This is a genomic window from Halioglobus sp. Uisw_031, from assembly GCF_047729875.1.
In the GTDB taxonomy this organism is placed as follows: Bacteria; Pseudomonadota; Gammaproteobacteria; order Pseudomonadales; family Halieaceae; genus Marimicrobium.
The window spans coordinates 1,832,017-1,845,970 of sequence record NZ_CP159826.1; the positions used below are offsets into that span (position 1 = coordinate 1,832,017).

General features: G+C 52.4%; 12 protein-coding genes. 6 read left to right on the forward strand and 6 right to left on the reverse strand.

Annotated elements, in window-relative coordinates; translation table 11 throughout:
* Nucleotides 1-8: 8 nt before the first annotated feature.
* Genes ABXT62_RS08345 through ABXT62_RS08355 form a run of 3 tightly spaced genes read right to left on the reverse strand, consistent with a single transcriptional unit; the run spans nt 9 to nt 4,297 of the window.
* Nucleotides 9-1,355: a replication-associated recombination protein A gene (locus ABXT62_RS08345; RefSeq protein ID WP_415358138.1), complete on the reverse strand. Its 1,347-nt coding sequence runs from the start codon at nt 1,353-1,355 to the stop codon at nt 9-11.
* Entirely contained in the window at nt 1,345-1,962 is a 618-nt protein-coding gene (lolA, locus tag ABXT62_RS08350) for an outer membrane lipoprotein chaperone LolA (protein WP_415358139.1), read from the reverse strand. The genes ABXT62_RS08345 and lolA overlap by 11 nt, the downstream gene beginning before the upstream one ends.
* Nucleotides 1,963-1,981: 19 nt before the next feature.
* A complete protein-coding gene (locus ABXT62_RS08355; protein WP_415358140.1) occupies nt 1,982-4,297 on the reverse strand; it encodes a DNA translocase FtsK in 2,316 nt (771 codons plus the stop codon).
* 334 nt (nt 4,298-4,631) lie between these two features.
* On the opposite strand from ABXT62_RS08355, the gene trxB reads away from it, so the two are divergent.
* From trxB to infA, 4 genes are all read left to right on the forward strand, one after another.
* On the forward strand, nt 4,632-5,579 hold the full coding sequence (gene trxB, locus ABXT62_RS08360; protein ID WP_415358141.1) for a thioredoxin-disulfide reductase: 948 nt from the start codon (nt 4,632-4,634) through the stop codon (nt 5,577-5,579).
* Nucleotides 5,580-5,590: 11 nt separating this feature from the next.
* Nucleotides 5,591-6,304, forward strand: coding sequence for a leucyl/phenylalanyl-tRNA--protein transferase (gene aat / locus ABXT62_RS08365; protein WP_415358142.1), 714 nt, complete (start codon nt 5,591-5,593; stop codon nt 6,302-6,304).
* Nucleotides 6,301-7,011, forward strand: coding sequence for an arginyltransferase (locus ABXT62_RS08370; RefSeq protein ID WP_415358143.1), 711 nt, complete (start codon nt 6,301-6,303; stop codon nt 7,009-7,011). Before aat ends, ABXT62_RS08370 begins: the two co-directional genes overlap by 4 nt.
* Before the next feature lie 118 nt (nt 7,012-7,129).
* Entirely contained in the window at nt 7,130-7,348 is a 219-nt protein-coding gene (gene infA, locus ABXT62_RS08375; RefSeq protein ID WP_415358144.1) for a translation initiation factor IF-1, read from the forward strand.
* 6 nt (nt 7,349-7,354) lie between these two features.
* On the opposite strand, the gene clpA is transcribed toward infA, so the two are convergent.
* The 3 genes from clpA to icd form a co-directional block, all read right to left on the reverse strand.
* Nucleotides 7,355-9,637, reverse strand: a complete 2,283-nt coding sequence (clpA, locus tag ABXT62_RS08380; RefSeq protein ID WP_415358145.1) for an ATP-dependent Clp protease ATP-binding subunit ClpA — start codon at nt 9,635-9,637, stop codon at nt 7,355-7,357.
* A gap of 18 nt (nt 9,638-9,655) precedes the next feature.
* Nucleotides 9,656-10,018, reverse strand: coding sequence for an ATP-dependent Clp protease adapter ClpS (gene clpS / locus ABXT62_RS08385; protein ID WP_415358146.1), 363 nt, complete (start codon nt 10,016-10,018; stop codon nt 9,656-9,658).
* Nucleotides 10,019-10,317: 299 nt separating this feature from the next.
* The gene (gene icd / locus ABXT62_RS08390) at nt 10,318-11,571 is read right to left on the reverse strand and encodes an NADP-dependent isocitrate dehydrogenase (protein ID WP_415358147.1); all 1,254 of its coding nucleotides are present in this window, start codon (nt 11,569-11,571) and stop codon (nt 10,318-10,320) included.
* 144 nt (nt 11,572-11,715) lie between these two features.
* Between icd and ABXT62_RS08395 the strand changes: the two genes are divergently transcribed.
* Nucleotides 11,716-12,303: a pseudouridine synthase gene (locus ABXT62_RS08395; protein ID WP_415358148.1), complete on the forward strand. Its 588-nt coding sequence runs from the start codon at nt 11,716-11,718 to the stop codon at nt 12,301-12,303.
* 270 nt (nt 12,304-12,573) lie between these two features.
* On the forward strand, nt 12,574-13,857 hold the full coding sequence (locus tag ABXT62_RS08400; protein WP_415358149.1) for an MFS transporter: 1,284 nt from the start codon (nt 12,574-12,576) through the stop codon (nt 13,855-13,857).
* Nucleotides 13,858-13,954: the final 97 nt, after the last annotated feature.

A 13,954-nucleotide genomic window follows, 5' to 3' on the forward strand; every position in this document is an offset into this window, starting at 1 on the left:
AGACTAGCTCATTTGTAGCGTAGAATTGTACTGGTTTTATCGCGTTCACGCAGGTATTTGAGCTTTTCCTGAATTTTCTGCTCTAGCCCCCGATCCATGGGAAAATAGTACTGGCGATCTTGCAGCGCCTCGGGAAAATAATTCTCTCCGGCCGCGTAGGCCTCCGGTTCGTCATGGGCGTAACGGTATCCAGTACCATGATCCATTGCTTTCATTAACGTTGTGGGTGCATTGCGCAAATGCAGGGGTACTTCTTCAGACCTCCCTTGTGCCACCTCTGAGCGGGCCGCGTTATAAGCCATGTAGACGGCATTACTTTTTGCAGCACACGCCAGGTAAATAATGGCCTGCGCGATAGCTAGCTCTCCCTCTGGGCTGCCAAGGCGCTCCTGTACCTGCCATGCCTCAAGGGCTAGGGTGAGTGCACGAGGATCAGCATTCCCGATATCTTCACTGGCCATTCGCACCACGCGGCGGGCAACGTACAAAGGATCACAACCGCCGTCGAGCATGCGGCAAAACCAGTACACAGCGGCGTCCGGAGCGCTGCCTCTAACAGCTTTGTGTAAAGCGCTTATCTGGTCGTAAAAGAGGTCACCGCCCTTGTCAAATCGGCGCAGCGAAGCTTGCAGGACCTCCTCGAGGGTATTTGCGGTAATCCTGCCCTCCTCCCCCAAATCCGCGGCCAGTTCCAATAGGTTCAGTGCGCGCCGCGCATCGCCGTCGGCTTGGGCCGCAATCAACCCCAGGCAACCGTCGTCTGCACTCACCCCGTCTCCCAATGCCGCAACCCCGCGACCCAATACCGATTCGATTTCGGCAGGCTCCAGTGGACGTAATTTATAGACGCGCGCGCGCGACAACAGCGCGTTATTCAGTTCAAAGGACGGATTTTCTGTGGTCGCACCAATAAAAATAAAGGTGCCGTCTTCTACATAGGGTAGAAACGCATCCTGTTGCGATTTATTGAAACGGTGGACCTCATCCACAAACAGCACCGTATCTTGCTTATTGAGCTTGTGCTGCCGTGCCTGCGCAATGGCTTCGCGGATATCCTTGACGCCACTGAGTACCGCAGACAGCTGGATAAAATGTGCTTGTGCATGCCCCGCTGCGATTCTGGCCAGCGTCGTTTTGCCGACGCCGGGCGGGCCCCAAAAAATCATGGAGTGTAATTGATGGTTGTCGATGGCCTGCCTGAGAGGTTTCCCGAGAGCAAGAATGTGCGCCTGCCCGGCATAATCAGCGAGGCTTTGCGGACGCAAGCGCGCAGCAAGCGGTTGATACCCTACTTCTGGCGCGCCAGCTTCCTGCGAAGAGCCGGTGCTCGCAGACTCAAACAGGTCACTGGTCATAGTAGAAAAGATCAGTTCCCGGGGGTGGAGTGAAGGCGAAGTCTGCGCTGCTGAGTTGGACATCTGCGTCTAAATCAGTAAATTTTATGTCCACAAACTGGTCGAGGTTATCCTGAATTTTCATGCCGCCCAGCTGCGCCTGATCTACATACAGGGTAAGTTGCTTGAATCCCACACCTTCGGACAGCGGGGTGAGAACAAATGCATCCTCACTTTGACGTACGATATGAAATTTTTCTTGTAGTTTTTCCGCATCACCACCGAATATTTTTAACGGCACCATCTCCGCATCGTCGGTCACAGGGCGGCGTGTTACCGTTTCAAGGTCGCGATCGTAATGCCAGATAAACTCCGGCCCGACGATTATCAACTGTTCATCAGGACTGAGCACTTCCCATGCAAAATAACTCGGCCGAAGCACACGAAATTCACCGGTTGATTCTGCCAGTAAAATGTTGTCCTGCCCAAATTGGCGTTGCGAGAAGCTTCCCTGTACCTGCTCAAATTGCTCCAATAGCACTAGCAGCGCATTGACATCGGCGCTGGACTGAGCCACAGATAACAGAGGCGCGATACTCAGCCATGCGGCAAAAAAATATTTTGTCATAGGTTATTCAGTTATCCGGTTAGGCTTCTGGCGGAGGCGGCGCAAGTACTTCGCGCTGTCCATTAGTGCCCATATCGGTAACGATACCGGCAGCTTCCATCGCTTCAATCAGGCGTGCGGCGCGATTGTAGCCCACGCGTAACTTACGCTGCACGGAAGATATTGAGGCACGACGACTCTGCGTAACGTAATAGACCGCTTCATCATATAGCGCATCGGTCTCATCGTCTTGGCCCGATGCCTCTGACTGAAGTTCTCCGGGGGTAACCGCCGTACTACTGCCCTCGTCAAGTAAACCTTCGATATACAAGGGGTCACCACGACGTTTCCAATCAGCAACGACGCGATGTACTTCTTCGTCGCTACAAAATGCACCGTGCACCCGCGTGGGCACACCGCTGCCGGGTGGCAGATACAGCATATCGCCATGGCCCAGAAGTTGTTCCGCTCCACCCTGGTCGAGGATGGTGCGTGAGTCAATTTTTGAAGAAACTTGAAACGCAATTCTGGTCGGTACATTGGCCTTAATGAGGCCGGTGATCACATCCACCGATGGGCGCTGCGTGGCAAGTATCAGGTGGATGCCGGCGGCTCGTGCTTTTTGTGCAATGCGGGCGATAAGCTGCTCAACCGTCTTTCCAACAATCATAATCATGTCGGCGAACTCGTCAATCACGACCACAATACTGGGCAGTTTTTCCAGATTGGGCGGGCTTTGCTGTTCATCGGTTTCGGCAAAAAGTGGATCTGGCTTCCAAAACGGATCAGTCAGTGGGGTCCCCGCCTTTGCGGCATCATCGACCTTACGATTGTAACCGGCAAGATTCCGCACACCCATAGACGCCATTAATTTGTAGCGTCGCTCCATTTCCGCCACACACCAGCGCAGGCCATTCGCCGCGTCCTTCATGTCGGTGATTACGGGCGTCAGTAAGTGCGGAATGCCATCATAAACAGACAGTTCCAGCATTTTAGGGTCCACCATGATCAGACGCACATCTGCCGGTCCGGACTTGAACAACAGGCTCAGCAACATGGAGTTTACGCCAACGGATTTTCCTGAGCCGGTGGTGCCAGCGACTAGCAGGTGTGGCATTTTTGCCAGATCGGCCACTATCGGCTGGCCGGAAATATCGTGTCCTAGGGCCAGCGTCAGCGGTGACTTTGACTCATCAAAAACGGTTGATGAAAGCACTTCCCTGAAGTTAACGATTTCCCTGTCCTCATTGGGAATTTCGATGCCAACGACTGACTTGCCAGGTATTACCTCTACCACCCGCACACTAATAACAGACAAAGAGCGCGCCAGGTCCTTGGCCAAGTTGGAGATGCGAGATACTTTGATGCCCGGCGCTGGCTGAATTTCAAACCGCGTGACGACCGGGCCGGGATAGACGGCGACCACTTCGGCAGAGATGCCAAAATCAAGCAGCTTTAACTCGAGCAATTTGGAGAGGCCTTCGAGAGCCTCCTTGGAAAACCCTCGGGTGTGATCCTTTATCATCTCATCGAGCAACTCAAGATGCGGTAGGTCGCCAGTCGCTGGGGCCTCAAACAACGTTTGTTGTTTTTCCCGTTCGAGTCGATCGCTTTTCTCAACAGGACCTTTTAACGGTTTAATTTTCGGCGGCTGACGCTTCTTCCCTTTTTCAACAAATTCCGTGATGACAACCTTGCGCGCCTCTACAGCCTTTTCGCGTTGCCGGGTTGTGCGGAAGTCCTCAATGCCCTTGGTGAGACGTTGTCGAGCAGCGTTAAATGCCAAGATACTCCACGCTCCGACTTTTTCTGCCGTCGTAAGCCAGCTAAGATCGGTGAATATCGTCATTCCGAATAGAAAAATGGCTACCAGTATCATGCGACCCCCTGTCGCACTAAAAGCCACAGTGAAACCACCACTGATCGCCTGACCCAGAATCCCGCCCGTTCCCTGGGGTAATACAGAGACTCCGATATCATTCATGGCTGCAAGCGCAGTACCGGATATCATCACCAATACCAGCCCGAGAACTCGAATGCCGAATGTGGTCCAGTCAAAATGCTCTTCATTGGTACGCTGGAGCAGAAGCACAACCGCGCGATACGCTAGCATTAAAGGGAATAAATAGGCGGCATAGCCCACCAAAGAGAAAAACACATCGGCTAGCCAGGCGCCGGTAGGACCGCCCAAATTACGAATACTGGCGCCGCTGCCTGTCGCCGACCAACCCGGATCGCTGGCACTGTAGGTCAGCAGCGCCATCAGCAGGTAAAGACAGACGGCTGCTACACCGATGAAAGCACCCTCACGCAAGCGTGAACCGAGGAAGCTGTTTGCGTTAGTACTGTCGGGCACGGTTTTGATCTTCCTCACAGGTGGCGCGCAGTGGAAAATTGTCTATACAAGACAGCGCTATCGGGGTCATAGCAAGAAGTAATTGTGAACTCATTTACGTTTTATTTCAAAGGGTTATGATAATTATTTAAGGTTTCGCCTGATCTTTGTAGACGGCCAGTCTTTAAAGTACCATAGTCCGCCCCAATACAGAACGAATTGGCAGGCAGCGGGCGCGACAATTTAGTTGCGTCTTAGCGCCAATGGGGAGACCTTCGGCCCATGCATCCCCGATGGGCCAGCAGACCGATGTAAACAGCACAATTATTGACAACAATGAGCAGGAATCGACGCCATGAGTAACATTCAGCACCATCGCCTTATCATCCTGGGCAGCGGCCCCGCTGGCTATACAGCAGCCGTTTACGCCGCTCGCGCCAACCTTAAACCTGTGGTGATCACTGGCATTCAGCAGGGGGGACAACTCACCACCACCACAGAGGTTGAAAACTGGCCGGGCGGGGCTGCCGATCTGCAGGGCCCACAATTGATGCAGCAAATGCAGGAGCATGTGGAACGCTTCGACGCATCGGTGGTATTTGACCATATCGAACAAGTAGATCTCAGCGCACGTCCCTTTTTGCTCGAGGGTTCCTCACGCTACAGCTGTGACGCCCTTGTTATAGCCACAGGCGCCTCAGCCCAGTACCTAGGTTTGCCGAGCGAAGAGGCTTATGCGGGTAAAGGCGTAAGCGCCTGCGCTACCTGTGATGGATTTTTCTACCGCAATCAAAAAGTTGCTGTCATTGGTGGTGGCAATACCGCCGTTGAGGAGGCGCTCTACCTAGCGAATATCGCGTCCGAGGTGACTCTTGTGCATCGCCGTGATGCGCTGCGTTCTGAAAAGGTGCTTCAGGACCGCTTATTTGCCAGAGAAAAAGAAGGCAAAGTAAAGATTATGTGGAATCATACACTGCAGGAGATCGTGGGTGATGCGAGCGGTGTCACTGGGATGCGAGTCCAGAATGTGACCGATAATACGGTCAGTGACATCGACCTAGCCGGCGTTTTTATCGCTATTGGACACAAACCCAATACTGAGATTTTCGCCGGGCAGGTCGATATGAAGGACGGCTACCTGACCGTGCACAGCGGCACCACGGGCAGCGCTACCGCGACCAGTGTGACAGGCGTTTTTGCTGCTGGGGATGTGGCAGATCATGTCTACCGCCAAGCGGTCACTTCTGCGGGGTTTGGCTGTATGGCAGCGCTGGATGCAGAGAAATATCTCGACGCGCTCTGAGTTAATAAGGTATGCGCCCTCTTACACGCCTTCACAGTGACTCCGATTTTCCGCCGTCCTGCGAAGCGTTGGAGGATCCCAACGGTCTGTTAGCTGTGGGCGGAGATCTTTCCGCGCAGCGATTGATATTGGCCTATCGCCGCGGCATTTTCCCTTGGTATGAAGCGCCACAACCGCTGCTGTGGTGGACACCTGACCCACGTTCGGTCCTGTTTCCAGCCGAGTTGCATGTGTCTAACTCCCTGCGCAAAATACTGAGAAGAAATGGCTTTCAACTCGCCGTCGACCAACAATTCACGCAGGTGATGTGTGCCTGCGCGGCAGCACGTGGCGACGGGGTTGGGACATGGATTGATGCGGATATGGTAGCCGCCTATAGCCGACTCCAGCAGCAGGGCCTAGCCCACTCGATAGAGGTAATGGACGCAGCAGGCTCGCTGGTAGGTGGCCTCTACGGCGTCTCATTGGGGCGAGTATTTTTTGGTGAGTCTATGTTTAGCTCGGTATCTAACGCGTCTAAAGTGGCTTTCGTCGCGCTGGTTAGTATTTTACGCCGCGCAGATTTCCATATGATTGATTGCCAACTGGAGAGCGAACATCTGAATTCTCTTGGAGCACGGACCATCAAGCGTGTGGAATTCGAGCAGCGTCTTAAGCAGGCTGTAGACGTCGTTACTAGCGGCGATATTTGGGAGCTGCCCGATACCTGTGGAGGCCTGCTATGACGTCATCTCTGCGTGACATCAAGGTATACACCACCTACCCTCACAGCTGCAGCTACCTCGATGATCAGGAAGCGACCACCCTTTTTGTCGACCCTCGTCAGCCAGTCGATAAGGCGTTGTATAGCCAGCTGTCCGCGCTCGGATTTCGCCGCAGCGGCGATCATATCTATCGACCACACTGTGCCCATTGCGAAGCCTGTATTCCGGCGAGAATACCGGTCTGCGAATTCACCCGAAGTCGTGGGCAAAAGCGTATCTGGCAGCGCAACCAGGATTTGAGGATAGTCTGCACAGATGAAATTAGCGACGACGAGGCATTTGACCTTTACCGGCGCTATATCAGTCTGCGGCATTTCGACGGAGACATGTATCCAGCCGAACGTGAACAGTTCGAGGCCTTTTTGAATAACGTTTGGGACTGTACGCGCTATTTCCGGTTCTACGACAAGGCCACGTTGGTCGCCGTGGCCGTTGTCGACGCGCTAGAGGACGGCTTGTCGGCCATTTATACCTTTTTTGATCCCGGGGTAGCCAAGCGTAGCCTTGGTGTATATGCCATTCTGTGGGAGGTTGAGCAGGCCCGAGAATTGGGCCTCGAGTATCTCTATTTGGGCTATTGGATTAAGAACTGCCAGAAAATGGCCTATAAATCCGATTATCGCCCACTGCAGGTGTATGTCAAAAATCGCTGGACAACATTACTGTAAATTTTGTGCACTCGAGCACTCTGCTCCAAACAGAACTGGGCTTGAGGCAGATTAGGCTAGCGCTATCGCTTAGATTCAGGCAAACTGCGCCCTCTTTTTAAGCGAGGATTGCTGCCTGATGGCAAAAGAAGAGCAGATTGAAATGGAAGGCGAGGTGATTGACACCCTGCCCAACACGACCTTCCGAGTGCAGTTGGAAAACGGTCATGTAGTGACTGCACATATTTCTGGAAAAATGCGAAAAAACTACATTCGCATTCTGACCGGTGACAAGGTGCGCGTGGAACTAACCCCCTACGACCTGTCGAAAGGGCGTATTACTTACCGAGAACGATAAGCCGGGCTAGCTCTTTTGAAGCTCAGCCTCCTCCTCCTCCACTGTTACTGTCAGCGTGTTATTAGCCTTATCGAGATGCACGTGTGCCGTGCCACCTGACTGTGATAGCGATCCGAAGAGTATCAGTTCAGCCAGCGGCTTCTTGATATGCTCCTGAATGACACGCTCCATCGGACGCGCACCCATGTGGATATCATAGCCCTTCTCCACAAGCCATAAACGTGCCTCTTCGTCGACATCTAGCGTCACACGTTTTTCATCCAGCTGGCACTGTAGCTCCGTGAGAAATTTATCAACGACAGTTAGAATAACGTCTTCACCCAAAGGCTGAAATTGCACAATGCTGTCTAGGCGGTTGCGAAACTCCGGAGTAAACATACGATTGACTGCCTCCATTCCATCCGAGCTATGATCCTGTGTGGTAAAACCTATTGTGCGCCGACTAATGCTCTCCGCACCGGCATTAGTGGTCATCACCAGAATGACATGGCGAAAATCAGCCTTGCGCCCGTTGTTGTCGGTCAGCGTGCCATGATCCATCACCTGCAATAAGAGATTAAAGACATCCGGGTGGGCTTTCTCAATTTCATCCAGTAACACCACGGCATGTGGGTTCTGGGTGACAGCATCCGTCAGCAATCCGCCCTGATCAAAACCCACGTAACCGGGAGGCGCTCCAATCAACCGCGACACCGTATGCCTTTCCATATACTCGGACATATCGAAACGGACTAGCTCCAGCCCCAGCAAGCCCGCTAGTTGACGGGTAATTTCTGTCTTGCCCACACCGGTGGGTCCAGCCAGCAGAAACGATCCAATGGGCTTTTCGCCACCCCTGAGGCCCGCGCGTGCCAGTTTGATGGAAGTCGCCAGGTTGCTTATAGCATCGTCCTGCCCAAATACCACCATTTGCAGGTTTTTTTCCAGCTTTTGCAAAGTTTCCTTGTCATTAGCACTCACCGACTTGGGTGGAATGCGCGCGATTTTCGCAATGACCGCTTCAATATCAGTGACGCCAATCACCTTTTTGCGCTTGGATGCAGGCAGCAACTGCTGATATGCCCCGGCTTCGTCGATAACATCGATGGCTTTGTCAGGTAGCAACCGATCGTTGATGTAGCGGGCAGACAGATCCGTTGCGACGCGCAAGGCCCTGTCTGTGTAGCGCAGGCCGTGGTGCTCTTCGAATCGGGATTTCAGTCCCTTTAGAATCTTGTAGGCATCGTCGGGACTCGGTTCCATGACATCGATTTTTTGAAAGCGACGACTCAGTGCCTTATCCTTATCGAATATTCCGCGATATTCTTGGAACGTGGTCGAACCAATGCAGCGCAATTTTCCTGACGTCAGTAAGGGCTTCAACAAGTTACTGGCATCCATAACCCCGCCAGAGGCGGCGCCGGCACCAACAATAGTGTGCACTTCATCGATAAATAGAATCGCGTTATCGCGCTTCTGCAATTCAGACAGCAGCCCCTTGAATCGCTTCTCAAAATCACCGCGGTATTTAGTGCCCGCTAACAAAGCACCGAGATCAAGAGAATACACCACGCTATCCTTGAGGATGTCGGGCACATCGCCGTCGACAATCTTCTTGGCTAAACCTTCCACAATGGCCGTCTTGCCCACCCCGGATTCGCCGACCAATAGAGGATTATTTTTACGTCTGCGAGCCAAAATTTGCGCCAGCCGCTCTACTTCATTAAGACGTCCAATCAGTGGGTCAATATGCCCCGCTTCAGCTTCTAAATTTAGGTTGGTTGAAAAGCTATCGAGGGGGTTTGCTCCGCCGTCTTCACTCTGACTCTCATCGTTACCCACCTGGCCGGACTCTGACGAATCTCCGTCGTTGGAGACTCTGGAGATGCCGTGGGTCATATAGTTCACCACGTCTAGTCGCGCAACACTTTCCGCCTTCAGAAAGAAGACGGCCTGACTTTCCTGTTCACTGAAGATGGCGACCAGGACATTGGCGCCGGTAACTTCGCTTTTACCAGACGACTGGACATGAAACACAGCACGCTGCAATACACGCTGAAAACCGAGTGTTGGCTGTGTATCGCGCTCATCCTCGTCCTGCGGAATAAGGGGTGTTGTCGCATCAACGAATTCCACTAGGTCGCCGCGCAGATTGCCTATATCAGCGCCACATGCCTTCAATACCTGCAGTGCCTCGTTGTTATCTAAAAGCGCGAGCAACAGGTGTTCCACTGTCATAAATTCGTGGCGTTTAGCCCTTGCGCCCCTGAAGGCATCGTTTAACGTGTGTTCTAGGTCTTTGCTCAGCATAGTTAACGCTCCAGGGGCTTATCCCTCTAAGGCCTCGATTTCACATAATAGCGGGTGTTCTTTTTCACGGCCATATTGGTTGACCTGTGCGGCTTTCGTTTCAGCGATATCACGAGTGAAAATACCGCATACGCCCTTGCCTTGCGTGTGCACAGTCAGCATAACATGCGTCGCCTGTTCTCGATTCATACGGAAAAACACTTCGAGCACCTCCACTACAAATTCCATTGGTGTGTAGTCATCATTGATCAACACTACTTTAAACAGCGCCGGCTGTTTAAGTTCCGGCTTTGATTCATCAAGCGCAAGTCCGCCCGAGGAATCCTCTTCTTCCTTGCTCATACGCGATTGACGGGGCTGGTGGATCACATTCACTAACATACGCTGGTTGCTGCCTGTTAAACCATTACTGTTTATGGTTCCTATTATACGAGTTTTCAAGGGGGGGGAAAGATGCGGTTTGACTAGACCGGCTAATTACTTCGATATAAGCTCTAAAAAATTGCTGATCTTGACGACTCAAAGCAGCCTGCTTAGGGCTGTACCTTGGCCAGTAGTGTGTTCATGTTCGGGTTGGTCGCCCCAGGTTCACCCATTGGGGCTAAGCGTAGGATCTAAGCACATCGAGAGCAAAAAAAAGGCCCGTGTCACCACGAGCCTCTCATTACCGAAGCGGGAAGCTACATCGAGGCGATAATCGCTTGACCAAACTCGGAGCAGCTCAGCAAGGTGGCGCCCTCCATCTGGCGCTCAAAGTCATACGTCACCGTAGCATTTTGAATGGCACCGTTCATGCCGTCGATGATCAGATCGGCCGCTTCGTTCCACCCCATATGACGCAGCATCATTTCTGCAGAAAGAATCAGTGAACCAGGATTCACCTTGTCTTGCCCGGCGTACTTGGGCGCAGTGCCATGGGTCGCTTCAAAAAGAGCGATAGTATCTGATAGGTTGGCGCCTGGAGCGATGCCGATGCCGCCTACCTGTGCCGCCAATGCATCAGACAGGTAGTCGCCATTTAGATTCAGGGTGGCCACCACGCTGTATTCCTTTGGACGGGTCAATATCTGCTGCAACATAGCGTCGGCAATCACGTCCTTGATCACAATCTCACTGCCATTTTTAGGATTCTTAATAGAAACCCAGGGGCCTCCATCGATCAATTCACCGCCAAACTCTTGCTGAGCGAGTTCGTAGCCCCAGTCACGGAAGGCACCTTCGGTAAACTTCATGATGTTGCCCTTGTGGACTAGCGTCACCGAGGGCAGGTTCTGGTCGATGGCGTACTGGATAGCTTTACGTACCAACCGCTTGGTTCCCTCTTCGGAAACCGGCTTGATACCAATGCCGACATTGGTAGGAAAGCGAATTTTAGTCGCGCCCATCTCGTTAATCAGAAAATCAACGACTTTCTGTGCTTCAGGCGTTCCTGCTTGATATTCGACGCCCGCGTAGATGTCTTCAGAGTTCTCACGAAAAATCACCATATTACAGTCGCCTGGGTTCTTGACCGGCGAGGGCACACCTTCAAACCAGCGCACTGGCCGCAGACAGGTATACAGGTCCAACTCTTGACGTAAGGCAACATTTAATGAGCGAAAGCCGCCGCCGACCGGCGTGGTCAGTGGGCCTTTGATACCCACCGCATATTCCTTAATTGCCTGCAGAGTTTCCTCGGGAAACCAGTCACCGTCGTAGAGCTCAGCGGCCTTCTCCCCGGTATAAATCTCCATCCAGGAGATCTTCTTCTTGCCGCCGTACGCCTTTTCGATCGAGGCATTGACGACATCAATCATAACCGGACTAATATCTATGCCTATGCCGTCGCCTTCGATATAGGGAATGATAGGATTGTCGGGGACGTTCAGGCTGAAATCTTCATTGACGGTGATTTTGTCACCTTGCGAAGGAACCTGAATATGTTTGTAGCCCATAAATTACTCCGTTGCTGCGGGTTCGTGGAAAGCAGAGGGTGCTATGATATGCCCCCTAGAAAAGGGCCTATATTGTAACACGGTTGGACGCTGACTTCTCCCGTGACGGCCTGCATTTTTTTAAACTACTGAGCTGCTTTTTAGATGGCGAATATCATCCTATTTAACAAACCTTTTAACGTCCTCAGTCAGTTCACGGATGATGACGGGCGCCCTACTCTGGCAAACTATATGACGGCCCCGGGTTATCGCGTTGCAGGGCGGCTCGACTACAACTCTGAAGGGCTACTGATACTGACAGATGACGGCCGTCTGCAGCAGCAAATTGCCAATCCAGTGCACAAGAACTGGAAAAACTACCTGGTACAGGTGGAAGGCGAGCCTGATACAGCGACTGTGGAGCAGCTGGCAACAGGCGTCAAACTTAATGATGGGATGACCCGCCCTGCCAAAGCCAGAAAGGTCGCTCAGCCAGTCCTTTGGGACAGAGATCCTCCCATACGCGTGCGCAAGACCGTGAGTGACTCATGGTTGGAACTGTCTATTCGAGAGGGACGCAATCGACAGATTCGCCGCATGACCGCTAATGTCGGCTTTCCAACCTTACGGCTGGTGCGCATCGCCGTGGGAGAGTGGACCATTGAAGGTCTGCAGCCAGGTCAGTATCGTGAGATGTCCGTGCCTATGACAATCCGGCGCATGAAGCCCAACCCGCCCCAGAGGAAGCCCTAAGTGACGCAATGGCCGGACCCTATCATCGCTACGTACCCTGTCCGCGCCGCATATCGGACGGCGATTGGCATTTAACAGTCTTTATTGTTCTTCGCCAAACACCCGCGGCTTAATCGTTGAGCATCTGATACATTAGCGGGTATCATTGTCAGCCGGAGTTTGCCTTTTTGTCCCTGGCATGGTCTTGCCCTTTTGCTGCCGCCGCTCGTGTTGTTGTTTTAGACGTTAACCAAGGATCCAGTTAATTGTTGTTCGCATGCCATCCACACTATGCCTAAACTATTCTCACCGCGTTTGTATCGTGTGATGGGCATCGTCTCTCTTATCATGGCGGGCGAAGCGATCTTCTCCCTGCCATTCCACGTGGTGCGTTTTTTTCGCCCAACGGTGTTGGAAGTATTCCAAGTCAGTAATTTGCAGATTGGTCAGGTGCAGGCCACCTACGGCATCGTGGCCATGCTGTCGTATTTTTTAGGAGGCCCACTGGCCGACCGCTTCGAGGCGAGACATCTACTCATTGTCGCCTTATTTGCTACCGGCATGGGTGGCTTTTACTTTGCTGAAATTCCCGACCTGCAAGGCTTGTATTATCTGTACGCTTTTTGGGGTTGTTCTACGATATTGTTGTTCTGGGGTGCTCTCATTAAGGCCACACGCGAATGGGGTGGCGTAAAGCAACAGGGTAAGGCATTTGGGTTTTTGGAGGCGGGACGAGGACTTTTTGCGGCAATTTTAGTCTCGCTTGCGATAGCGATCTTGTCTTTTGCACTGCCGGGCGATTTGGCCAACTTAGTCTCAGGGGAGCGACGCCAAGCCATGCAGGATATTATTTACTTGTACGTGGGCGCAACACTGATCGCTGGTGTCTTCGTCGCTCTCTTTATTCCAATTCAAGCTGGCGTCGAAACATCGGCGCCGTCAGCCTTTATTTTGCGACGCGGACTAAGCAAGGTATTGAGCAATCCGCTTATTTGGCCGCAGATGCTTATCGTGATGAGTGCCTACGTCGCCTACAAAGGCGTCGATTACTATGTACTTTATGCGACTCAGGGTTTCGGCCTGACTGAAATTGAAGGTGCCACCATTGGTGGGCTCAGTAGTTGGATTCGACCGATTGCGGCAGTAATGGCCGGATTCCTAGCCGACCGCTATAGGCCCTCTAAAGTCGTTATCGCCTCGTTCGGCTTGCTGGTTATTGGTTATTTTTTGCTTACGTTTATGACGCCCGAGCCTGGACTTTACTGGGTGCTGGTGACAAACGTCGTCATTACTAGTTTTGCTGTATACGCCTTGCATGCGATTTATTTTGCACTGGTGGCAGAGTCAAAGATACCCATAGCCGTCACAGGGACTGCGATTGGCGTCATCTCGGTAATCGGCTTTACCCCGGATATATTTGTGGCGCCGGGGATGGGTTGGTTGTTAGACAACAATACCAGTATCGTAGGGCACCAAAAAGTGTTTTCGGCGCTGGGAGCTTTTGCAATAATAGGATTTTTATCGAGCGGATTTTTTATCCGACGATTCTCTCGGATGGCAGCAGCAGCAGGTTAACAACCAAGGTCTGTTTGCAGACCACTGTCCGGCTCTATGATGGGGTAAGGGCGCTAACAAAGTAGGGGAATAAAAACCGGCATCAACAAATTATCCG